Consider the following 21,662-nt stretch of genomic DNA (forward strand, 5'->3'; position numbering starts at 1 on the left):
AAATCCCAAACAAGCTCTAAAAATCAGGGACCAATTTCAGGGGCGTAAAAGGTGGCCGCTCAAACTTGCTAAAGGGAAAGTCCTGCGTGGTGTGTAATCGTGAGCGAGTACAACCATTACGGTTGGCTAGATAGTCTAATGGCCGGCTTACACTGGATTTAACTAGTTTAGTAGTCCTATTAACCGAACGAAACCCTTCATTTATGCATCACCGAATCCTTCCTCTACTTCTGGTTGCTTTGATGACCAGCAGTTGCGCGACCATATTTACCGGAACGCGCGATCCCATCCTTTTCACTACGGAACCGGCCGGCGCCACGGTATCCATTGATGGAATGCCCGTTGGCCAGACGCCCATTCTTCTCGACGTCCGCCGAACGCTTGGCCAGCGCTGGGCCACCATCGAGTTGGAAGGTTACGAGCCGGAGTACGTTAAACTCCGTTCTTCCTTCAACGCGGTATCCATTGTCAACCTCACCTGCCTGGCTTGCTGGGCGGTGGATCTGATTTCTGGTGCGGCGTCTCAGTATAAGGATACGGCCATCTTCAAAGACATGGTCCCCGTGATCGTAAGTGAGGAGCCCGATCCGAAACTACCCTGATTGAAAGGTTGTCAGGAAGTAGCTCCAAAAGAAAAAGCCTCCCGATCAGTGTTGACCGGGAGGCTTTTTGCATGGGGCGTTGATTATTTGCGGACGCCACCTTTGAGCTCATCCTGAAGCTTCTTCAGTTGCTCTTCCTTACCGGCAGCAGCCAGCTTGGCCTGCTCCTTCCAGGTGCCTGGCTTGGCGAGGCGGAAGCGAGCGCCAGCGGCTTGTAGTACGTCGGCCAATTTCTTGTCCGAAGCTTTACCGAGTTGTGCGAAGGTCATGATACCAGCTTCGTTCAACAGACCGGCGATCTTAGGGCCAATGCCTTCAATGCGCTTGAGGTCGTCTGCTTTCTTGGCGGTAGCCTTCTTAGCGGCGGGTTTTGCGGCAACTTTCTTCGCTGCTGGCTTGGCGGCGGCTTTAGTGGCCGTCTTCTTAGCGGGGGCAGCTTTTTTGGCAGGGGCAGCGGCCTTCTTAGCGGCTGGCTTGGCTACGGCCTTTTTTGCGGCTGGCTTGGCCGCAGCTTTAGTAGCCGTCTTCTTGGCAGGGGCGGCTTTCTTGGCAGCGGGAGCAGCTTTCTTTGCGGCAGGCTTTTTAGCAGCCGTCTTGGCTTCTACCGGTGCGAGAGAGAAGCAGCAGTTGGTGGTTCCGTAGCCAGAATCGGTGTAGCCGTCAGCGCTGTCGTCGTTTACCCAGTCGTTACCGTCGGCGAGGTAGCGGAATTGGTAGTGGCCAGCGGGCAGCATGGCAGAACCGGTGTACTTGCCTTTGCCGGCTTTGAGCGGCAGGCCGCCGTCCCAGCTCCAGTTGTTGAAGTTGCCGAGTACGCGTACGTCACGCTTTTCGCCAATCTCCTCCGCGGAGAGTTCGAAGCTGACTTTGTACTGCTGTTTTGATTTGGTGTAGGTGGACTTGATCATAGTGGTATTTGTTTGCGAGAGCAAAAATTAGTTAGTGTGTTTATTACACTAACGTGATAACCTGACGCAAAGTTATGCGGAAGTCACTGATAACCAAAGGTTTTGGGGCGCTGCCGCAGGTGCGATGGAATGGGTTAACAATGGGTTTACACGAGCGATTCACCCAATTGTTTGGCTTTTGCTGGATTCCCTACACAACTTTTTTTGGTTTGCTGGCAGCGGGCAAATATTACTTTGCTTTTACGAATCGGAACAGTTTCCACTGGCCGTGAAAACTTTTTTACAATTCTTCAATAAATTTTGCAGGACCCGGTAATATTCGCCCAAATCACGGCCATCCACGAGTGCGTGGTGGGCTTGTACAGCAACGGGCATGTCTACTTCCTCTACCTGTTTACGGTACTTTCCCCAAACGATCCGGGGCACGCTATCCCGACCATCGCCCGGCATGGCGTGTTGCACGGAGGTGAAAGTGGCCCAAGGGAAGGTCGATAAGAAGAGGTAGTCGTCTGCCCCCGGTTCATCCTCGAAGGAAGGGTCCTCCTTCATCCGTTCCATTTCCGCGATTGCGGCGGCGTGGAAGGCCAGCGGATCATCTTCGTAGGGTACCGTGCAGAAACTGAATACGGAACTCCGCTTTGTCGGCACCGCAAAGCTGGGACGTAGGGTGTCGTGAGCAACGACTTCTTCTCCACGGATTCGCCAGGTAAAACTGGGTACCTCCAATGCGGCCCGTGTGATCAGATAAACCAGGGCGGGCGTAAAGCGCAGGGTAGGGGACTCGCGCACCAGTTGCAGGAACTCCGATATATCCACTTCCGCCGTTATCCCGAAGTGGGGGGAGGCCATTTTGCGAAAGTGATCAAAGTGGCGCTGGCGGTGCGGGTCGTCCTTGAAAGTGATCTTTTTCATGGAGGTAAAATACTAAGCGGGAGATATCCTCTTCGTCTAAGGTGGCCCGTCCCATTTCCTGGCACCTGCGGCAGCGCCACGCAGTATGTACTGTACTCAGTCGGGGCGCCCAGATCATAAGGGAAGTATATCGCACAAAAAAGCCCTCCCCGAAAGTCGGAGAGGGCGAAACTTAAAGTCGATCATGCAAAATTCTTGAGCTACCGCAGCGTAATGGCGGTGCTGTGTATTCTTGTTGAGCGCTGGTTGACGGTGAGCGTGTAGGAACCCGCAGCCAGTTTATCGAGCGCGTAGGATTTCTTGGTGGCTTGGTCAGTGGGTAAAACTTCCCGGAAAACGGCGTTGCCCGTATCATTCTTCAGCTCAACGGCAACGGGCTTGCCCGAGTACGCAGGGTAGTTGACGACGAGTAACTTATCGTCCGTCAAGTCCACATTGGGATAGAGCATCCGGCGTGCATCGGCCGTTTCGTGGCTGACCCGACCGCGCTTGGCGGTGAAGGGCAACACCGTACGGCCCCGCTCATCCGCGAAGGTGAAGATGTATTTACCGGAGGGAAGGTCAGCGGCGGCAAAGCGCTTGCTGAAGAAGTCGTTAGCCTTGACGTGGCAGCGAAAGATCTCGTTGCCCCAGTCGTCAGCGACCGTCAGCAGGGCAGCACGCTCCACCGGAATGGTAGAACGGAAGACCGTAGTCTCCGAAGTAGGATCAGTAAGGATCTCAACGTCAATTGGGTCAATGGACGCAAAAAGGCTACAGAAACTAAAGAAGGCCAGGAAGATGGTTAAGGTAACTTTCATAAGCTGGAAGTTTTCGTTTGCGAGTGCATGCTCGACTTCCTTTGATAGGGCAAAGTTCCGGCGGAAATTCGCTGGAGTAGACGCATATTTTGGCGGTGGTCACGCAGAATTTGCTCAATTCAAGTACATGGGGTAATCAGTGCGTAGGGTAGGGTAAAATTGGACAATAGCGGTTTTTTTCATACCCTTGCGCCAAATCTATATTTCGTGTTGGACGTTCTATTGCCGAACTATCACTCCCCGGCATTCCGCCCGAATTGGCGTAATGACTGACTTTTCGCCCTCACCTTTCACGACATCGATATGGAAGCTTCCTCCCGCCCCGTCTTAGAGCGTGTTCTACAAACCCCGGATTCCTCGTTTTTGCTAAAGCACTATCCGGACCCTAGCCTGCGGACAAACAAACTACCTAATTACCACTACCACCCCGAATTGGAACTGGTTTTCGTGAATGGTGGGAATGGCCGCCGCCACGTCGGTAGCCATGTCTCACACTTCGAGGATGGTGAATTAATACTGATTGGCTCCAATTTGCCCCACTGGGGTTTTACGGATAGCAATACCCGCAACCGCGCTGAAACAGTGGTACAATTCGCGCCGGACTTCCCCGCCGCCGGCTTTCGGGAACTAGGAGAAGCCCAACAACTCAACAATCTCTTCGAGCGCGCGCGCGATGGCATCTCCTTCACCGGGCGGACGAAAGCCGTACAGGGCGCCCGCCTCGAACGTATGATCGATCTCGACCCCATGGGCCGGCTACTGACCTTACTGGATATCCTCCAGCAACTGGCCGTCTCCGAAGAATTCGAGAGCCTGAACGCAGATGGCGTCCACATCGAAATCGCCAGCCACGGTTACGACCGGTTCAATGAATTGCAGCAATTCATTTCGGATAACTTCCGCCGCGAACTGGCCGTCGCCGAAGCCGCCAGCGTTGCGGCGATGACGGTGCCCGCCTTCTGCCGTTACTTCAAAAAGGTGACGGGTAAGACTTTCGTGACCTACCTCACCAACTTCCGGATTGTCTTTGCCTGCAAACTCCTCGCAGACGGCCACGGCACCATCGCCGAGGTCGCCTTCGAGTGTGGGTTCAATAGCCTCAGCCAGTTTAATCGGGCCTTCAAGAAAATTACCGGCCGTACCCCCAGCCAGTACCGCCAGCACCTGCGGATGACGGTGGGTGGGGAATTCACCGATTAGCCAAGCGCCTTGTTTACGCTCGCCATCATGGCTCGGTGAGTCGCCTTGATCGCTAAGTCAGGACCCATTTGGTTCAGTGTTTTACTGAAGGGTTCCGCACGGAGCGGTCCGTCGTAGCCTATTTCCACCAGCGTCTGTAGGAACGCATCGAGGTCGATTACCCCGGTCGCGCCGGGCAGCTCCCGCGCTACGTCCGTTTGCTGGTGCAGGGTGAGTTGATCGTTGGCATCGTTCAGGTCGACGGCGATGATGTCCTCATTCTTCCAGATCTTCAGGTCGTCCACTCCTTCCTGCGCAGTGTACCAGTGGTAGCTATCGAGGACGACCCCGACGTTACCGGTGCCGATCATTTCGATGAGTTCCTTTAACTCTCGGCCGGAGGAGAGCCAGGCGAAGCGCCCCTGCTGGCGGACGGCCGTCGTGCCGAGGTATTCTAACCCGAGTTTGATATCGTGGTCCTTCAGGATGCGGGCGGCCTGCCGGAGCCGGTCCGCGTGGAAGCGCATGTTTTCGTTGTAGGTCCGTTCGTCACTGCTGGAAATGAGCCACGTGCCGATGCGGTCCACGCCGATATCCGCCAGGTTTTCGGCGTGGCGGGGCAGTTCGGCGAGTTCCTTTTTGAACTGAGCTTCCGTTTTCCGGAATTCGATGGGTAGGCCGTTAGCACCCCAGCTGATATCGTTCTTCTTGGCCTTTTTGGCGAAGGCCTTTTTCTGCTTCTTGCTCCACCCTTCAAGCCACTGACCGGGAACGCTGAGGGCTTCGTACCCTTCGGCGATGGCGGCATCCAGCAGTTCATCGGCGCCCATACTGTAAATACCGATGGCATCCGCCTTAAGGCTGATCTTGAATTGCCCCTTGTGTGCGGCACTCATGCGTTCATTGGAAGCGCCCTTGGAGGTTCCGGCGGAGAGGGCGGTGGGTATGGCCAGGGAAGCGGCTAAAAAGTTTCGTCTTTGCATGATCGATTAGTCTTGAGGGCTTAAGATAGGAAGTGTGGGTGCCCTAAGAAACCCAGGCTACCGCGACCCAATGATACAATCGATTGAAAATGGGAGGCGGCGCAAATTTTTTTACCGGAGCTACGCGAAGTAGTTATTCCTCGCAAAAATCACCCACAAAATCCAGCACCTTTTCCTTGTACTCATCGGGCCGCCAGATGACGTTGTGGGCGTGCCAGGCGCCCCAGTTCAGCGCGTGGTAGGTCACTAGTTCTTCTGGCGTAGCGTCGGCTATCAGTTTGGACTGGGCCGGGCCGGTCAGGGTGTCCGAATCGGAATGGAAGAGTAACAACGGTACCTCAAGTTTAGCCGCCGCCTTAACGGGGCTGACTTCGTAGAAATCCATATCGTTGCGTGCACTAGCCCAGGCAAATGCTCCTGGGGTAAGAATTTTTAGGCCTTCGCCGTAATCCTTGAGGCCACGCTCCATCACGGCGGTGTACCAATCGGAGAAGGGACTTTCGGCCACGAGCCAGGCGGGTTTGTTCTCGGCGCGCTCGGCGGCGATGATGACGGTGGAGCCGCCCCAGCTTTCGCCGTACCAGCCAATTTGGTCGGTCCGTAGCCCGGTCTTCTCTTCCAGAAAATTGGTGGCCGTGATGAGGTCGTCCGCCTCGTGATCGCCACCGCTACCGTAGGCTTCGTCTGAACTGCCGTGGCCACGGTGATCGTAGAGCAGCATCGCGCAGCCACAGTCGCGGAAGATCGGCGTATACTTCAGCATATTGGCGCGGTTGACGCTGTAGCCGTGGGCGAAGATGATGCCACACTTCACCGTACCGGGCGTGAAGAGCCAGCCCTCCAGGTTAGACCCATCGTAATCACTCGTAAAATTCACTTCTTCTTTACCGGGGAGGGTTTGGACGAGGCTGTCCAGGTCCAGATTCCACCGGTCCATATTCATCTGGTAGACGGTAGCGATGTCCCGGTCCGGCGTATTGAGGATCAGTGTGCTGAAATAGTAGGTCACCCCCGCGTAGAGGATCATTAGAACGGCGGCGGCAATCAGCAGAAATTTCTTCACGGTTTTTGTTGTGTTTCGCTTCCACGGAAATGGAAGATTAAGGTAGGGGAGCGGCTCGCCTACCAGCGTTTATCCTGTTAAACCTTTGGTGCCCACCCAGCGGCGTATTCCCGGCTCCAGAGTGCCATGGCGTCCTCATTTTTGCTGGGTTTGCCGGTAGCAGGGTCGATGTCCAACGCGGCGCCCACCCGTTGGGCGATGTTACCGAGATGGCAGGTGGTTACGCTGACATTGGCGTCTTCGATCGGGCTATTGAGCTTAGCGCTGCCGTTGAGCGTTTGGATGAAGTTGTCGATGTGCCGCGCGTCGAGGGAGCCACCACCGGAGGTACCGAGGTTTACGCTCTTACCGCCTTCTTCCTCCTTGCGGATCTCCTTGCCCCACATGTCGTAAACGATATATCCCTGGCGGTCCATGAGCACACTGCCCTTGGTTCCGTGGATGAGGGAGCCACGTCCGCGGTTCCAGAAGCCCATGCCGTTGCAGCTGCGGCCTTCCCAGTTAATGGTTTTGTCGTCCCCATATTCCATCCCAACGATCTGGGTATCGTAAGCTTCCCAATCGTCATCGTAGTGGTAGCGGCCGCCGGAACTGGTGATTTTGGTGGGATAGTCCACGCCCAAGGCCCAGCGGCACATGTCGATCTCGTGGGTGCCATTGTTGAGGATCTCCCCGGTGCCGTAGCGCCAGAGCCAGTGCCAGTTGTAGTGGACGATGTTGTCCGTATAGTCCTCGCGGGGGGCGGGGCCCTGCCAGAGGTCCCAGTCCAGCCAATCCGGTACCGGGGCGGGCTTGCCTTCGCCGATGCCATCACGCTTATTGGCGTACCAAGCCTTCCCGGCGTAGGCCTTACCAATGAGCCCGTCGTGGATTTCGGCGACGATTTTATTCAGCGTTACTGAACTGCGGGTTTGGTTGCCCATTTGTACGTAGTGGCCGTATTTCTTCTGGGCGGCGACGAGCATATCCCCCTCGGCCGGGTTGTGGCTGCAGGGCTTTTCTACGTAGACGTGCTTGCCGGCCTGCAGGGCCATGATGGCCATGGGGGCGTGCCAGTGGTCCGGGGTTGCGATTACGACGGCGTCTACCGATTTATCGTCGAGGAAGCGGCGGAAGTCCTGGTCACCCTTCGGCAATTTCCCTCCTTCTTTCATGGCCGCCATTTGGCCCTTGGCGATGGCGCGGGTATCGACGTCGCCGATGCCGATCACGTTACAGTCAGCGGCTCCCGCAAAGGTGCCAGTGAGGGACGCTCCCCGCCCGTTTGTTCCGAAAACGGCAACGTTGATCCGACGGTTGGCGCCCAGGATGTTGCCGTAGGAAATGGCCGGCATTCCGATCCCTAAGCCCGCACCCGCGACAGCGGCTGATTTGATAAATTTTCTTCTACTGGACACGATCTACTTTTTTAGGTAATTAGGTAAGGTTAAAGCTCCTTGATCTTGATGGAACGGAAGCTGACGAGGTCGCCGTGGTCCTGCAACAGGATCGGGCCGGAGGGCCAGCGGCCAAAATTTTCCCAGTCCTTATACTTAGAGTAGGCGACGAGGGCCTTGAAGGTCTGAGAGAAGCGGTCGAACTCGACGACCTTGTAGCCATTCAGCCAGTGCTCAACGTGCCCGTCCTTAGAGATGATGCGGCCGCGGTTCCACTCGCCGACCTTCATTTCTTTGTTGCGGGGCGTATCGAGCACCTCGGCCGTGATCAGATCGTAAAGCGAACCGACGGTGCGGTTTCCAGCGACGCCCTTCTTTGCGTCGGGATGGACCTTGTCGTCCAGGATTTGGAATTCTAAGCCGATCGCGCTGCCAGCACCTTTATTTAGGCTGGGATCTACGTAGTACTTCACGCCGGAGTTGGCACCCTTAGTGGGTTTAAATTCAAACTGCAGCTCAAAATCGCCGTAGTGGCGCTTGGTCACGATGTCGCCGCCGTTGGTGCTTTCACCGCCGTCGGAAGCCAGGACGCTGAGCACGCCGTCTTGCATTTTCCAGCCGGCCCGGGGGAAGGCATCCAGTTTCGCGCCACGCCAGCCGTCGGTGGTTTTGCCGTCCCAAAGCAGGCTCCAGCCGTGTTGCATTTCCCAGTCCGTCAGGCTGTTGGGCACCAAATTGTACTGGGGTGCGCTACTGTAAAGTCTGTCCGCCTTACTTGGCCGATCGTTGATCATGATGTTGCGCCAGCGCATCTGCTTGCCGGCGAGTTCTTCCTGGATGCTGTGGACCTGGAGACAGATCATTCCGGACGCGTCCATATTATCCACCAGGTTAGCCACGGCGTGGCCGTTTACGAAAGTCGTCAGGTGATTTCCGATAAATTCGATGCGGAGCCTATTCCACTCCCCGTGCTTAAAAGCCGCCCGCGCCGGCGGGTTGTAGTGGACGGGGTAGATCCAACCGCGGCGCTGCTCATCGTAGACGCCACCCGTATAAGCGCGCTGGCTGGGGTCGATCTCAACCTGGTAACCGTAGATGCGCCGGATGTCTCCGTCCTGCCGCCACTGCCCGCGGGCCATCACGCCGCTGTTGAGAGGTGCCTCGTTTTTGAACTCCATCTCGACGATGAAGTCGCCGTACTTCTGTTGGGTACAGAGAAAGGTATTGGGCGTATTGACGATGGCCGTACCCAAAATCTCGCCGTCCACTACTTTGAAGGGGGCTTCACCGCCGTAGCTTTCCCAACCACTTAAATTATTGCCATTGATCAGGGGGCGCATCTGCGCGGTCAGCAGGGTAGGGAGGACCAGCAAAAGTCCGGTCAGACAGTATAAAAGGCGTCTCATCAGAAGAATTTGCCGTAAAGTAGGTAAAAAAGCGGCATATTGGAACGTTCCAATCGCTCACCATCGCGCCCATGCAATTCCTCCTTCCGGTACTCCTGATTTTTGCGCTGTCGCAGGTGCCGGGGAAGGGGCAAGCACAAAATTGGACCCTCGAACACGATGAGGATGGCGTCAAAGTCTACGTCCGCCCCGAAGCGAATGAGGATATGTCCGTAAGGGTAGAAACCAGTACCTCCCGCTCCGTAGCCGACGTGCAGGCCGTCATTGACGAGGTCGGCACCTACCCAGAATGGGTCCACCGCTGCGGCGAGGCCTACCGCGTTGATGGTGGGTCGGACGACAACTACGTGTACTACTCCCTCATCGATATGCCCTTCCCCTTTTCGGACAAAGAAGTGGTGGCCCGCATCAACCAATCCATTGATGCGGAGACCGGAACCCTGACGCGGGTGATCAGCAGCGAGCCGGAGGCCGTCCCTCCCGTAAAGGGTCGCGACCGGTTAGCTACCTACGAGGCGGAGTGGAAAGTCAGCCCCACCGCGGACGGAAGGGTGAGCATCATCTGTACTTGCCGGACGGCCGCCGGCGCCGGGCTCCCCAATTGGCTACGCAAGGAAATCATGACTGGTGGCCCCGCCAAAACGGTCGCCAATCTCGTGGAGCGGTTGGAGGCGCGCTAACAATTTAACTGCGGGTTTACTTGGCGAGCTTATCTTGTGTTCAACGTTTCTGACCAAATGCGCTCCCCACGTGGGAATCGCGACCCAACCACCACCTGATGTTACGACTGTTTTCCCTGCTTGCGTTTGCGGCCCTGCTCGCCTGCGACGCCGAGCCATCCGCCGATAACTCACCGACTGACCGACCGCCGAACGTCCTCCTCATCGTCGTCGACGACCAAGGGTACGCGGACTTCTCGCCCTTTGAAAATTACTCTGGCACGGCCTACACCAAAAGCATGGCCCGGCTGGCTGAAACCGGGACTGTTTACACCCAGGCCTACGTCACGGCACCCGTCTGCAGCCCTTCCCGCGTAGGGATGTTGACGGGGAAGAACCAATTCCGTTGGGACGGCCCGGCGAGTTGGGGACCTGGCCTGCCGGATAGCGTCCGGACCATCGCTGAGTATTTACGGGACGCCGGGTACGCCACCGCTCGCATTGGCAAGAACGACCTCGGCCGCAACTTCCACGCGAAATTTGATAAGCGAGAATATCCGCTGCGCCACGGCTACGATGAGTTCCTGGGTTTCAACGCCCACGCCCACGATTTCTGGCTCCACAGCGAGGAGGTGCGGGATCGGACGCCGGACCCATCCGGAACGAGTGCCGTCCTCGGGCCCCTCCTCCACAATGAGGGGGAGAAGGGTTACGACGAAGGCTACCTCACCAACATCCTGACGGACGAGGCAATTGACTACGTGACGGCGGAGGATCGGGGGGAACAACCCTTTTTCCTTACCCTGGCCTATAACGCTGTTCACCACCTCATCCACGAGGTGCCGCCCGCCTACTTGGAGAAATACGACGTACCGGAGATCCCCAACTACGACCCTGATGGAGAGGTGAGCTACGGGAAACACCCGGCGGGTTCCTATTCCGCCTATTACGACAAGTATTCCCGCTTGGGAGCGATAACTGAAGGCCCGCTGCGGCAATACTACCTCGCCAATTTGCACTGCCTGGACGATAACATTGGCCGCCTCCTGGATGTCTTGGACAGCACGGGTATTGCGGAGGAAACGATGATCATCTTCGTATCCGATAACGGTGGCTCCCCGCTGACGGGTGCGGATAATACGCCGCTTACCGGGGGGAAGTACTCCTTGTGGGAAGGAGGCATCCGCGTCCCCATGGCCGTAAGTTGGCCGGGCCACGTTGCGGCGGGTAAGACGGAGGGCCGGGTGGTTTCCGCATTGGACGTCCTGCCTACCATCGCCGAAGCCACTAATCTCTCCCTGGATGACCCCACACTGGACGGCCGCTCACTGAATGTGCCCGACCCCAACCGCCTGCTGGTGTGGAAATGGCAGAAGACCTGGGCGGTGCGCAAGGGCGACTACAAACTGACGAATGCCAAAGAGAACCACTGGAAGAGTCGCCCCTCCGCCCAGTACATCGCTCCCATCGCGGATAACCTCGAACTAAAGCTCTTCAACGTTGCCGCGGACCCGGGTGAACGTCAGGACTTGGCCGATCTTCAACCGGAGAAGATGGCGGAACTTAAACTGGCGTACGAGGAGTGGTGTGCAGCTAATCTTCAGCGGTACTGATTGATTTAAGCAGTCAGGTCAACCTTCACAATAAGTCACCTCGTGTTTGCCCGTCCTTGCATAGCACCTGCGGCAGCGCCCTTACCTGATTGCCACTATCACCTTGGACGCTAGGTTGATGTTCGGTATCACTTTCTGCGCATGTTTGTTCGAAGACCAATATTATTTCTGCATTAAGGGATTCTTTATTAAAATTAAACACCGGAGGGGTAGTGTAATCTTTGTTTTAAACCTACCAATACGAGATGATTTTATTTGTGCCGAAAGAAATTAATTCGGTGATTTGATTAATTATTCCTTACATTGAACGTGGAATTAGCATTTATTAGCAAATAGTTTTGCTGACTAAGCGAAGTCTTCTGGCCTATTTTTGGAAGACCCATCTTAACCAGCCCAGCACCCTTACCAGTTATATAAAACCACCTTTTTATGAGATATTGCCTGCCCTGGCGACGACTCCGGTCGTTGCCCGCAATACTAGTGGCCTGTCTGGCCTTTTGTATTGCTCCACTGACCGCACAAACCGTAGTGAGTGGTACCATTTATGGTCTCGCCGACGGCCAACCACTGATTGGCGCTACCGTCATGGAAAAAGGGACCACCACCGGAACGGTGACCGATTTTGACGGGAAGTTTTCCCTGTCAGTGACCCAGCCCAACGCTACCCTGCGGGTTTCCTACCTTGGTTTCGCCACCCAGGAAGTGACTGCTTCCACCAGCACAATGACAATTCGCTTGGCGGCGGACGAAAACTCGCTCGATCTCATCACCGTAGTTGGCTATGGTACCCAGAAGAAGAGTGACCTCGTCAACGCCGTGGCTACTACCGACATGGAAAAGGCGCGGCTGACGCCCACCTCGGACGTCAACGAAATGCTCCGCGGCCGCATCGCTGGCTTGCAGGTTGATGTTGGCGGCGGCAGCCTCCGACCCGGTGGTACGTCGGACATTATCTTCCGGGGCCGCGGCTCCATCGAAGGTAGCGTGAGCGCGATCTACGTCGTTGACGGCATTATCCGCGACGGTGGAATTGAGGACATTGATCCGGACGACATTGAGTCGATTGAGTTCCTGAAGGACGCATCCGCCCAGGCCATCTACGGATCGCGGGGCGCCAACGGGGTAGTCCTGATCACCACCAAGCGGGGTGAGGCCGGCGGGGTTTCCGTTAGCTACCACGGTTTCCTGACGACCAAATCCATCGAGCGCAATTTTGACGTTTACAGTGGCCAGGAATTCGCCCAGTTGCGCCGGGAAGCCGTACGGTCGACGCGTGATGACGATACCTTCGCCGATGACCTCGACGTGTTTTCCGAAGTGGAACTCGACAACATTAACAACAACCGCTTCGTGGACTGGGAGGACGAATTGCTTAGCAACGGCATGGTCAACAGCCAGGCCGTCAGCATTAGCGGTGGTACGGAGAAGACCAAGGTATTCGCCAGCTTCAACTACTTCAAGGAGGATGGCATCATCCCCACTTCCAGCTACAACCGGAATACGCTGCGCTTGAACCTGGACCAGGAGATCAGCAAAAAATTCTCCGTCAATTTCGACCTGAACCTGCTGAACGACCGGACGGACCGGGCGGCCAACGTCAACGTGATCACCATCTCCCCACTCGGTACCGCGCGGGATGAGAACGGTGCCATCACCCGCTTCCCCAGCGGGGAAGAGCTTTCCGCCGTCAACCCACTCTGGAACCTGCGGGAACAGGAAAATACCCGGAAGGGCAACGACTTCGTCATCAACGTGACGCCGGTTTGGCGCATTACCGATGACCTGACCTACCAATTGAAAACCAACTTCACCCGCCGTACCGAAGAGGGTGGCCAGTACCAGTCCTCCCTTAGTTCTGCCGGCGACGACGTTGGTGGCATCGCCCGAATCGATAGCCGCCTGAGTGAGTCCTACCTCGTGGAGAATATCCTGACTTACGACAAGTACCTCTCCGACGCCCATAACTTCAACGTGACGTTGGTGCAGTCCGCCCAGGAAAACCAGTTCACGCGGAACTTCACCGAAGGGCAGGGTTTCACCAATGAGGACCTCGGCTTCAACGGCATCACGAACGCCATCGGTAACGTCTTTACGGAACGGGACCAGAACCGTCAGCGCCTCGCATCCTTTATGGGGCGGGCCCGCTATGGTCTGCTGAACAAGTACCTCTTCACGGTGACCGGCCGTGCGGACGGCGCTTCGGTCAACTCCGCCGACAATAAGTGGAGTTTCAACCCCGCTGCATCTTTCGCCTGGAAGATGCACAACGAGCCCTTCCTCGAAAACGTGGACGCCGTGCAGGAAATGAAGTTCCGTGTCAGCTACGGCTCGCTGGTCAATGACCTCGGCCGGGCTTACACCTCCCTGTTTACCGCCGACGGGCAGAACTACATCTTCGACGGGCAGTCGGCTTCGGGTTATTCCCCTTCGGTCATCCTGCCGAACCCGGACCTTCAGTTTGAACGAATCACGACCTTCAATGTGGGGCTTGACTTCTCCATTTACAAGCGCCTGCTGCAGGGTACGATCAACTACTACGATGCGCGGACGACCGACCTACTGCTGCGGCGTGGCGTTCCCTCCACGACTGGTTACCAGTTCACCTTCTTTAACGCCGGGGAACTGCAGAACACCGGTATTGAACTAGGCCTGACGGCTAACCTGATCAATACGGATGACTTCACCTGGTCGGTATCCACCAACTGGTCCAATAACAAAAACGAAATCCTGGAGCTCTACGACGATGGGGAAGGCAACGCCATTACCCGCGACGATAACTTCAACTACTTCGTAGGCCAGCCCGTCGGGGTGATCTACCAGTACCAGTTCGATGGTATCTGGCAGGAGGGTGATGACTTTGATGGCGCACCCCAGGCTAATCCAGAATCCATCCTCACGCAGGAGAACCTCCGCCCCGGTGACATTCGGATCAAGGATACCAACGGTGTGGACGAAAACGGTAACGAAACCGGCGTGCCGGACGGGAAGATCACGCCGGAGGACCGGGTGTTCATCGATCCGAATCCGGACTGGTTCGGCTCGCTCTCTACCAATCTCGCCTTCAAGGGCTTCGATCTTTTCGTGGATTTTTACGCCGTTAGCAGCGCGACGAAGGTCAACCCATTTCTCTCCGACTTCAACAACGGTGGTACCCTCTCCGGCAAGCTCAACGGCGTACGGGTGGATTACTACACGCCGGAGGATCCCTCAACGGAGTTCCCGCGCCCCAACTTTGACGCGACGCCGCTTTACTTGAATTCCCTGGCCGTGAAGGATGCCTCCTACGTGCGTCTGCGGACGGTCAGCCTTGGCTACACCTTCCCCAACTTGGTGACGGAGAAACTGCGGATGCAGCAACTGCGCCTATACGTTACTGGTACGAACCTATTCACCAATACGGATTACATCGGGTACAGCCCGGAGGTGAATATCCGCAGCACCTTCTCCAACGCCGATACTGGTTACCCGGATTCACGGGCCTTCACCGTTGGCTTGCGCACCAAATTTTAATCAACCCTAACCACTACAAACATGAAAGCGATTAATATCATTTCTCCGGCTAAGGGCCTCTGGTTACTTACCCTGGTATTTTTGGTTCTCGGCGCATCGTCGTGTGAGGATTACCTCGAAGAGCAGCCCAGCACGCTCATCGATTCTGACTACATCTATACCACTGAGGAAGGCCTGAAGTCGGGCGTCGTCAGTCTCTACAAGTTCAACCGCGACCGTTACGACCGGCGGATTGAGGACTTTATGGGCGCCACGCTCATGTCCTCCCGCAGCGATCTGGCCTTTAGCCGGACGGGATATACCGGTCTGATGGGCCGTTACCAGCGGGGGGTGTCCCCGGTGGACCAGGGAGCGAATTTTGTTTCCACCTTGTTCTGGCGCCACTTCTACAACATCACCAACAAGGCGACCGAGCTCATCAACGCCGCCGAAACGATTGATGGGGTGGACGAAGATACACGCAACCAGATCCTGGCCGAAGCACGATTTTTCCGGGCCAATTCCTACTTCTACCTGTACCGGATGTTCAACAACATCTACGTATCCACGGAAACGATTACGCCGGATAATGCTTTTGACGTCATCAACGACCGGAGCTCCGACGAGGAAATTCTTGGGCTCATCAACAGCGACCTCGACTTTGCCATTGAGCACCTCGAATGGAACGACGTCTTCGGCCGCGTTACTAAGGGAACGGCGAAGCACGTCAAGGCCAAGGTCGCGATGTGGGAAGGTGACTGGCAGGAAGCCGCTACCCAGGCTCGTGACGTCATCGAAGGGGAGGATAGCCCCCACGCCCTCGTTGGTACTACAGCCGCCGTTTTCGCTGGTGACCGTAACCACCCCGAGGCGCTTTTCGTCATCCAATCGCAGGACGACCTGCTCGGTGGCGGCGATAACACGATGATGAATGCGAACTACGTCACCCAGTACTTTCAAATCCCGAATATTGAGTCCAACATCGCTCAGGGTGGCCGCGGCTTCTCCCGTGTTCTGCCGAATCTCTACCTCCAGGGCTTGCTGGAGCAGGATTCTTCCGATACCCGGAATGATGATACCTACTTTCGCCTCCGTTACTTCTACACCTCCGGCGATCGGGTAGGGCAGCAGGTTGACGACTACGCCCCGATCACCGATTTGGATAACCCCAGCCCGACCTATCAACGCTACTACCAGCGGATGCACCCCTCCTGCATCAAGTTCGCGCAGGACGACGACAATCCGGACAGCTACCTCAACCGCAGCAACATCATGGTTTATCGTCTCGCAGAGACTTACCTGATCGCGGCCGAGGCCCTCATGCGCAGCGGTGGAGATGGTCTTCCCTACCTCAACGCCATCCGTGAACGCGCCGGGGCAGCTCCCGTCGAGGACCTGGACGAACAGATGATCCTGGACGAGCGCGCGCGGGAGTTGGCCTTCGAAGGTCAACGCTGGTTCACGCTCAAGCGCATGGGTCAGGACGTCATTGACCGGCAGATCACCAGCTTTGCGGGCGACGGCGAGTTCTTCCCCGCCAACCTCGGCGCGAAAGACCCCCGGACCAACTGGCAATCCCACTACATCAACTTCCCGATTGCCCAGCAGGACCTGGATCTCCTGGGCGCTAGTTATCCACAGAACGACGGGTACTAACGTCTCGCCTCTGGTCACTTTTCGCCGGCCAGCTATTACAACGGTGCCACGTCCGCCCAGTGGGTGGGGGTGGCGCCGTAAGTTTTACCCAACTTTCTATCCTCGAAAAATCATCTTCGATGCCTTACCGCCAATTTCACATTCTGCTATTATTCCTGCTTTTCACCACGGGGGCGCTGGCGCAGGTGCCGTGTGAAGGATCCGGGGACCAAGCCCTACGCGTGATGACCTACAACATCCGTTTGGATGTCGCCAGTGACGGGGATAATGCCTGGCCAAAGCGGAAGGAATTCCTCGCCAACCAGATCGAATTCCACGCGCCGGACGTCATCGGCACTCAGGAAGGCACCCCCGGGCAGATCGATTGGCTCGATGGCCGGCTCACCGATTACGCACGGATCGGCGAAGGCCGGGAAGGTGGTCACCGGGGAGAGTACTCCGCCATCTACTATAACCGCCACCGGCTGGCTCCGGTGGAATCGGGGACATTCTGGCTCTCCGAAACGCCGGAAAAAGTCTCCACGGGTTGGGACGCCGCCCTGCCCCGCATCGTAACCTGGGGCCAGTTTTCGGACCGCCGGGGTGGGGGAGATTTCTTCGTCTTCAATACCCACTTCGATCACCGGGGAGAGCGGGCCCGCAACGAAAGCGCCGACCTCATCCTCAGCATGATTGATTCCCTCAACAAAAATGAATTGCCCTACGTCGTGATGGGCGACCTCAACCTGACGCCGGAGACCGAGCCCATCGGTCGGCTCACCGCACGGCTGACGGACGCCTTCGAGGCGGCCCCCATTCGCCTTGGCCCCGCGGGAACGTTCACCGGCTTCAAGCACGACCAACCGGCTACGCGTCGGATTGACTACATCCTGGTGGATCCCTCCATCGAAGTAGCCAACTTCGCTACCCTGACGGACGCGGTAGAGGGGCGCTATCCTTCCGATCATTTTGCCCTGGTCTCTACTTTGCACCTGCGGCCGCGCCCGCTAATTATTGCGCACCGAGGAGCCAGTGGATACGCCCTGGAAAATTCCCTCGATGCCTTCCGCCGGGCCGTGGATATGCGGGCCGATATGATTGAATTGGACGTGTTTACCCTGAAAGACGGTAACGTCGTATGCTTCCACGATGGCGGTTTAAAACGACTGACCGGGGTAAAGGGCAAAATAGTTAACTACACGCTGGAGCAGCTTAACCAGTTGAGTTTGAAGGATGGATCGCGCATTCCGTTGTTGAGCGATGCCATGCGGGTGATGGGCAAGCAGCTGCGACTGAACGTGGAGCTGAAGGGCCCCGGGACGGCAAAACCGACCTACGAGATCATCCAGCGGTTTATCGCCGACAAAGGCTGGAAGATTGAGGACTTTCACATTTCCAGCTTCCGCCACGACGAGCTCAAGATCATGCGTGGGCTGGATGACCAAATTGAAATCGGCATCCTGCCCCACGGCTCGCCAGTCGCCGCGCTGGACGTTGCGCGGGAAGTGCAGGCATATTCCATCAATGCCTACCACGGTAGCCTCAACGAAAAATCAGTCGCTGAGATCCGCGCGGCGGGCCTGAAGATCTTTGCCTGGACGACCAATGCTTACGGTACCATCAGCCGCCTGGCGGAGCTGGGGATTGATGGCTACATCACGAATTATCCGGACCGGGTGGAGGCGGTGCTGGGGGAGTAGAGCCACCCGGTAAGGCTAGTTTCTTTGGTAAACGGAATGGGCCAAAACGGTACCGTCCCCCGCTTCGGAGATTACTTCTATACTGCTGGTATCTGAGTTCACGCGCCGGAAGTAGATGGTCTTCGCAGTTAGGTCTGTGAGGCAACACAATGAAGCGGTAAGGTCGGTATCGGCCACAGTAATTAAAAAGTGAATGGGCGCGGAAAGCCTATTGCGAAATATCAAATCGCGGTATCCGTAAACCACCGTGGCGTCGGACCCCAGCGGCGTGAAACGCTCGGCCTCCCGGTAACTGTCGACCGAATGGTGATGGCGTTCAACGATTTCCAGCCCGGCTAAAAGCGCCAGGTGATAAAGGATGCCGGATAATTGGCAGAGCCCGCCGCCGTAGTCCTCCCGTAGCCGGCCCGCAATAAGGTTCCGTCCGGGCAAATAGCCCCGCCGTTTTGTAGGTGGGCCAACGCAGTGCCAAAAGGAAAAAGCTTCACCCGGATGGATGACAATTGCCTCCACCAGTGTACTCGCTAGCCGAAGATTGTGCACCTTGTTACTGAGGTGACTGCTCGGCCGGATCGGCTGGCAGAGGCTAATTTGGATGGGGAACGCAACGCCGTCAGGACGAAACTGCGCAAATCGCCAGCCACGGTGCCGAACCTTTCTCCTGGCGAGTTGCCAGGCTATCTTCAGAAACCGAGGAGTGATGGCTCGGAACATCATATCTTTTCAATTACATAAACCCGGTAGGAGGCAGCGCGGGCAAGCGGTGTCTTCCCCAACCAGCTATCCAGCGAACGCAGCGTTGGGCGCAGGCGCCGTGGAATGCGGTGGACGGGAAAGACGGCAATCCCCCGAGTGGTAAGGATACGCCAGCGGTCCCCAAGTACCTCGGTCACGTCTGCGTGCGTAAACGCATTGGCTCCGTGCCAATGGTTTTGCCGGCGACGAAGCAGCGTCCGGCGCTCAGCGGAGGGCAAATCGAAAATAAGGCGACCACCGTGGCGTAACAGGCGGTAGCCTTCAGCGCAGAATGCCCGTAGGTCTTCCGGCTGAAGGTGCATCAACAAGTGGAAAGAAATGATGGCGTCGAAGCTGTCTTCCGTGAAGGGTGTACGGAGTGCATTAGCAACGGTAAAGTCTTTTTCCGGAAACTTCCGCCGGGCTACGGCAATCATTTCCGGGCTTAGGTCGAGGCCCACGCTGCAGTGATGCATGAAGCGGCCGGTGCCACAGGCGAGGTCCAGGACCTGGTCGTGTTCCGGCGGGCTGAGGTAGCGTTTAAGGATATTTTCTTCCTGCCAGTGCAGGTAGCGGCCGTAAGAATTGCCGAACCGATTGTGGTCGTAAGTGGGTGCAAGTTGATCGTAATAGCTTTGTACGGATGGAACCATGGGTAGTGTTTTGTGATTCCAAAGCTATTGGCGGGCAACAAAGATTTACCCGGCGATGAACCGGTGCGGTAAGCTATCTAGTATTCGTGCGTGGCTCGGTATTTTTCGAAATACCTCAGGCAAGGAAAGGGGTTCAAAGGCTACTGTCAACGAGCCCGTCAAGCTTATTTCGGTCTCGCTCAAAATGGCTTGCAGTAGCTTAAATTCAGGCGTTTGCCTCACTCTTCCTCCAACCCAACATCATCCGGATCCAGCAAATCCGCGTCGGCAATGTCCGCGTCGTCTTCGTCTACGTCGAGGTTGTCCTCGTAAGTTTCGCGGGCTTCGTCGAGGAGGTTGCCGTCGTCATCGTAATCGTCGTCGTCATCGATGATGAGGAGGGCTTCGGACTTCGTCATGCGGATGAAGTAGTACTTCTCATCCGTTTCGAAGGGGAGGCCACTGTTGAGGCGGCCGTCCACGTCGCGGAAGCGGATCAGGTGTTGGGAGAAGCCTTCCGGGTAGGCAAGTTTGATGCCTTGGATGGTTTCCTCATCAAGCTTTTCGTAATTCTTGATGACGCGAGGTTTCTGAACTGCAGACATTAGGTTATTTATTAGGTAGTGGGCGACCGCCAGATTGCCGGTGCCGGGCCATAAAGAGTCGTTATTTTGGATTGGTCACTTCGTCCTGGGCTACCTTTAACCTCCCGAAGCTATTGCAAAATACAGTCTCGGTTGAAATGTACCTAACCATGGCTGCAACTTCATCGCCGGAAAATTTACCGCCACCTCCGTCGCTATCGGACGCCGCCCTTGCGCAAGAGATAAATGCTGGAAACGAGCGCCTACTGGGTGAATTATACAACCGGTACGCGGGAAAGATTTACTACAAGTGCCTGGGGATGATGAAGGACGCCGGGGTGGCTCAGGATATGGCGCATGACGTGTTCATCAAGGTGTCCCTCAACCTGCACCGCTACCAAGGTACGGCGGACCTTTCCTTCTGGATCTACGCCATCACTTACAACCACTGTATCGCCCAGCTCAAAAAGGACAAGCGCCTCCGCTTCGGACCCATCGACGAGAACGCAGACCGGGAGGATGAGGGTGATATTGAGTTAGAAGCCAAGGTGATCAGCGATCTCCGCCTGACCCAACTGAAGCGTGTCCTCCAGCAACTCCGGCCGGACGAAGCCATTTTGCTGACCATGCGTTATCAGGACGGAATGAGCGTCAAACAAATCGCGGCCATCTTGAAACTGGGTGAAAGCGCCGTGAAAATGCGCCTGAAAAGAGGTCGTAGCCACCTCGCCAAACTAATGAATGACCTGGACGATGAATGAACAACCGAGCGTTGAACAACTGCTGCGGCAAAAGCTACTTCGCATCCGCAAGGACCGCGTCGAAAGCAATGATTTGCCGACGGACTTAAAGGAGGAGATCTTCGCCACGCTGGAACAACGGGACCAAGTAGCGGAAGTAACCGACCTCTTCGTAACGGACTGTGCGCCCACGCCTCCAGCGTTGCTGGAACGGATCGAGCCGGCGGCTGAATCCGATAATACCGACGACTAGCCAAAAGAAAAAGGCGAGAAAGCCGAAGCCTTCCCGCCTGAGTAAGTGCGTGATCGTGAGTTTCTGGTTCTTCCGGTTTAGGTGAAGCTGGTGATCGTAATTACCGCCCCACCATTACGGGTATCTACTTATTCTTCTTGGTCTTGCTCTGGTTGACGAGCGAAGGGCCTTTTTTGCCGGGGCGACCGCCGGCGACGACGTTTTTCGCACGCTGGTCACGGGCAGTTTTGCGCTGTGCTTTAAGTGCTTCCGCGTTTTTGCGGGCGAGGGATGCTTTGGAGGCTTTAGTAGTTGCAGCCATGGTTGTGGTTGTTTGTACTTGGTTGGAAGAGATTAGATTTTGCCGCGGGCCAGTCTGGCTGCCCGCGCGCCCACTAAAGAGTGTGGTTTGGG

At 56.4% G+C, this 21,662-nt stretch carries 20 protein-coding genes; 9 read left to right on the forward strand and 11 right to left on the reverse strand.

Annotated features, from left to right (window positions below; translation table 11 throughout):
* Positions 1-203: 203 nt before the first annotated feature.
* A complete protein-coding gene (locus A3850_RS12615; RefSeq protein ID WP_082921787.1) occupies positions 204-602 on the forward strand; it encodes a PEGA domain-containing protein in 399 nt (132 codons plus the stop codon).
* Positions 603-685: 83 nt separating this feature from the next.
* On the opposite strand, the gene A3850_RS12620 is transcribed toward A3850_RS12615, so the two are convergent.
* The 3 genes from A3850_RS12620 to A3850_RS12630 form a co-directional block, all read right to left on the reverse strand.
* On the reverse strand, positions 686-1,510 hold the full coding sequence (locus tag A3850_RS12620) for a DUF4332 domain-containing protein (RefSeq protein ID WP_068217014.1): 825 nt from the start codon (positions 1,508-1,510) through the stop codon (positions 686-688).
* A 240-nt stretch (positions 1,511-1,750) separates the two neighbouring features.
* A complete protein-coding gene (locus tag A3850_RS12625; protein ID WP_068217016.1) occupies positions 1,751-2,422 on the reverse strand; it encodes a CatA-like O-acetyltransferase in 672 nt (223 codons plus the stop codon).
* A gap of 200 nt (positions 2,423-2,622) precedes the next feature.
* Positions 2,623-3,222 (reverse strand): hypothetical protein, encoded by a 600-nt coding sequence (locus tag A3850_RS12630; protein WP_068217018.1) that lies wholly within the window; start codon positions 3,220-3,222, stop codon positions 2,623-2,625.
* 363 nt (positions 3,223-3,585) lie between these two features.
* Between A3850_RS12630 and A3850_RS12635 the strand changes: the two genes are divergently transcribed.
* Positions 3,586-4,422 (forward strand): AraC family transcriptional regulator, encoded by an 837-nt coding sequence (locus A3850_RS12635; protein ID WP_231915320.1) that lies wholly within the window; start codon positions 3,586-3,588, stop codon positions 4,420-4,422.
* On the opposite strand, the gene A3850_RS12640 is transcribed toward A3850_RS12635, so the two are convergent.
* From A3850_RS12640 to A3850_RS12655, 4 genes are all read right to left on the reverse strand, one after another.
* Positions 4,419-5,384 (reverse strand): sugar phosphate isomerase/epimerase, encoded by a 966-nt coding sequence (locus A3850_RS12640; RefSeq protein WP_068217022.1) that lies wholly within the window; start codon positions 5,382-5,384, stop codon positions 4,419-4,421. The two genes, A3850_RS12635 and A3850_RS12640, sit on opposite strands and share 4 nt — an antisense overlap.
* A 133-nt stretch (positions 5,385-5,517) precedes the next feature.
* On the reverse strand, positions 5,518-6,447 hold the full coding sequence (locus A3850_RS12645; protein WP_068217023.1) for an alpha/beta hydrolase: 930 nt from the start codon (positions 6,445-6,447) through the stop codon (positions 5,518-5,520).
* A gap of 77 nt (positions 6,448-6,524) precedes the next feature.
* Positions 6,525-7,844, reverse strand: coding sequence for a Gfo/Idh/MocA family oxidoreductase (locus A3850_RS12650; RefSeq protein ID WP_068217025.1), 1,320 nt, complete (start codon positions 7,842-7,844; stop codon positions 6,525-6,527).
* Between the two features lie 29 nt (positions 7,845-7,873).
* Positions 7,874-9,229, reverse strand: a complete 1,356-nt coding sequence (locus A3850_RS12655) for a DUF1080 domain-containing protein (RefSeq protein ID WP_068217027.1) — start codon at positions 9,227-9,229, stop codon at positions 7,874-7,876.
* Between the two features lie 71 nt (positions 9,230-9,300).
* Between A3850_RS12655 and A3850_RS12660 the strand changes: the two genes are divergently transcribed.
* The 5 genes from A3850_RS12660 (at position 9,301) to A3850_RS20325 (ending at position 18,325) form a co-directional block, all read left to right on the forward strand.
* Entirely contained in the window at positions 9,301-9,909 is a 609-nt protein-coding gene (locus tag A3850_RS12660; RefSeq protein WP_068217029.1) for a hypothetical protein, read from the forward strand.
* Positions 9,910-10,007: 98 nt separating this feature from the next.
* On the forward strand, positions 10,008-11,501 hold the full coding sequence (locus tag A3850_RS12665; protein WP_068217031.1) for a sulfatase: 1,494 nt from the start codon (positions 10,008-10,010) through the stop codon (positions 11,499-11,501).
* A gap of 429 nt (positions 11,502-11,930) precedes the next feature.
* Entirely contained in the window at positions 11,931-15,011 is a 3,081-nt protein-coding gene (locus A3850_RS12670; RefSeq protein WP_082921788.1) for a TonB-dependent receptor, read from the forward strand.
* A gap of 21 nt (positions 15,012-15,032) precedes the next feature.
* Positions 15,033-16,646 carry a RagB/SusD family nutrient uptake outer membrane protein gene (locus A3850_RS12675; protein WP_068217034.1) on the forward strand — a complete coding sequence of 538 codons (1,614 nt, stop codon included), beginning with the start codon at positions 15,033-15,035 and terminating at the stop codon, positions 16,644-16,646.
* A 119-nt stretch (positions 16,647-16,765) separates the two neighbouring features.
* Positions 16,766-18,325: a glycerophosphodiester phosphodiesterase family protein gene (locus A3850_RS20325; RefSeq protein WP_068217036.1), complete on the forward strand. Its 1,560-nt coding sequence runs from the start codon at positions 16,766-16,768 to the stop codon at positions 18,323-18,325.
* Between the two features lie 15 nt (positions 18,326-18,340).
* On the opposite strand, the gene A3850_RS12685 is transcribed toward A3850_RS20325, so the two are convergent.
* The 3 genes from A3850_RS12685 to A3850_RS12695 all read right to left on the reverse strand — a co-directional run bounded on the left by A3850_RS12685 (position 18,341) and on the right by A3850_RS12695 (position 20,297).
* Positions 18,341-19,042 carry a VanW family protein gene (locus A3850_RS12685; protein WP_068217038.1) on the reverse strand — a complete coding sequence of 234 codons (702 nt, stop codon included), beginning with the start codon at positions 19,040-19,042 and terminating at the stop codon, positions 18,341-18,343.
* On the reverse strand, positions 19,039-19,713 hold the full coding sequence (locus A3850_RS12690) for a class I SAM-dependent methyltransferase (protein ID WP_068217040.1): 675 nt from the start codon (positions 19,711-19,713) through the stop codon (positions 19,039-19,041). The genes A3850_RS12685 and A3850_RS12690 overlap by 4 nt, the downstream gene beginning before the upstream one ends.
* Before the next feature lie 218 nt (positions 19,714-19,931).
* Positions 19,932-20,297 carry a hypothetical protein gene (locus tag A3850_RS12695; protein ID WP_068217042.1) on the reverse strand — a complete coding sequence of 122 codons (366 nt, stop codon included), beginning with the start codon at positions 20,295-20,297 and terminating at the stop codon, positions 19,932-19,934.
* Positions 20,298-20,446: 149 nt separating this feature from the next.
* Here A3850_RS12695 and A3850_RS12700 point away from each other — a divergent pair, with 149 nt between their 5' ends.
* Both A3850_RS12700 and A3850_RS12705 read left to right on the forward strand, forming a co-directional pair.
* Positions 20,447-21,037: an RNA polymerase sigma factor gene (locus A3850_RS12700; RefSeq protein ID WP_068219753.1), complete on the forward strand. Its 591-nt coding sequence runs from the start codon at positions 20,447-20,449 to the stop codon at positions 21,035-21,037.
* Positions 21,018-21,269 (forward strand): hypothetical protein, encoded by a 252-nt coding sequence (locus tag A3850_RS12705; RefSeq protein ID WP_157501119.1) that lies wholly within the window; start codon positions 21,018-21,020, stop codon positions 21,267-21,269. The genes A3850_RS12700 and A3850_RS12705 overlap by 20 nt, the downstream gene beginning before the upstream one ends.
* A 124-nt stretch (positions 21,270-21,393) precedes the next feature.
* Here A3850_RS12705 and A3850_RS20205 read toward each other — a convergent pair whose 3' ends face one another.
* The gene (locus tag A3850_RS20205) at positions 21,394-21,570 is read right to left on the reverse strand and encodes a hypothetical protein (RefSeq protein ID WP_157501121.1); all 177 of its coding nucleotides are present in this window, start codon (positions 21,568-21,570) and stop codon (positions 21,394-21,396) included.
* Positions 21,571-21,662 lie beyond the last annotated feature (92 nt).

Source organism: Lewinella sp. 4G2 (assembly GCF_001625015.1).
Lineage (GTDB): Bacteria > Bacteroidota > Bacteroidia > Chitinophagales > Saprospiraceae > Neolewinella.

What these genes read in the sequence shown, in the direction of transcription:
- A3850_RS12685 (WP_068217038.1), bottom strand. Translation starts at nt 19,042, where the DNA reads ATGATGTTCCGAGCCATCACTCCTCGGTTTCTGAAGATAGCCTGGCAA.
- A3850_RS12620 (WP_068217014.1), bottom strand. Translation starts at nt 1,510, where the DNA reads ATGATCAAGTCCACCTACACCAAATCAAAACAGCAGTACAAAGTCAGC.
- A3850_RS12660 (WP_068217029.1), top strand. Translation starts at nt 9,301, where the DNA reads ATGCAATTCCTCCTTCCGGTACTCCTGATTTTTGCGCTGTCGCAGGTG.
- A3850_RS12695 (WP_068217042.1), bottom strand. Translation starts at nt 20,297, where the DNA reads ATGTCTGCAGTTCAGAAACCTCGCGTCATCAAGAATTACGAAAAGCTT.
- A3850_RS12675 (WP_068217034.1), top strand. Translation starts at nt 15,033, where the DNA reads ATGAAAGCGATTAATATCATTTCTCCGGCTAAGGGCCTCTGGTTACTT.
- A3850_RS12690 (WP_068217040.1), bottom strand. Translation starts at nt 19,713, where the DNA reads ATGGTTCCATCCGTACAAAGCTATTACGATCAACTTGCACCCACTTAC.
- A3850_RS20325 (WP_068217036.1), top strand. Translation starts at nt 16,766, where the DNA reads ATGCCTTACCGCCAATTTCACATTCTGCTATTATTCCTGCTTTTCACC.
- A3850_RS12625 (WP_068217016.1), bottom strand. Translation starts at nt 2,422, where the DNA reads ATGAAAAAGATCACTTTCAAGGACGACCCGCACCGCCAGCGCCACTTT.
- A3850_RS12665 (WP_068217031.1), top strand. Translation starts at nt 10,008, where the DNA reads ATGTTACGACTGTTTTCCCTGCTTGCGTTTGCGGCCCTGCTCGCCTGC.
- A3850_RS12615 (WP_082921787.1), top strand. Translation starts at nt 204, where the DNA reads ATGCATCACCGAATCCTTCCTCTACTTCTGGTTGCTTTGATGACCAGC.
- A3850_RS12655 (WP_068217027.1), bottom strand. Translation starts at nt 9,229, where the DNA reads ATGAGACGCCTTTTATACTGTCTGACCGGACTTTTGCTGGTCCTCCCT.
- A3850_RS12700 (WP_068219753.1), top strand. Translation starts at nt 20,447, where the DNA reads ATGGCTGCAACTTCATCGCCGGAAAATTTACCGCCACCTCCGTCGCTA.
- A3850_RS12630 (WP_068217018.1), bottom strand. Translation starts at nt 3,222, where the DNA reads ATGAAAGTTACCTTAACCATCTTCCTGGCCTTCTTTAGTTTCTGTAGC.
- A3850_RS12670 (WP_082921788.1), top strand. Translation starts at nt 11,931, where the DNA reads ATGAGATATTGCCTGCCCTGGCGACGACTCCGGTCGTTGCCCGCAATA.
- A3850_RS12705 (WP_157501119.1), top strand. Translation starts at nt 21,018, where the DNA reads ATGACCTGGACGATGAATGAACAACCGAGCGTTGAACAACTGCTGCGG.
- A3850_RS20205 (WP_157501121.1), bottom strand. Translation starts at nt 21,570, where the DNA reads ATGGCTGCAACTACTAAAGCCTCCAAAGCATCCCTCGCCCGCAAAAAC.
- A3850_RS12640 (WP_068217022.1), bottom strand. Translation starts at nt 5,384, where the DNA reads ATGCAAAGACGAAACTTTTTAGCCGCTTCCCTGGCCATACCCACCGCC.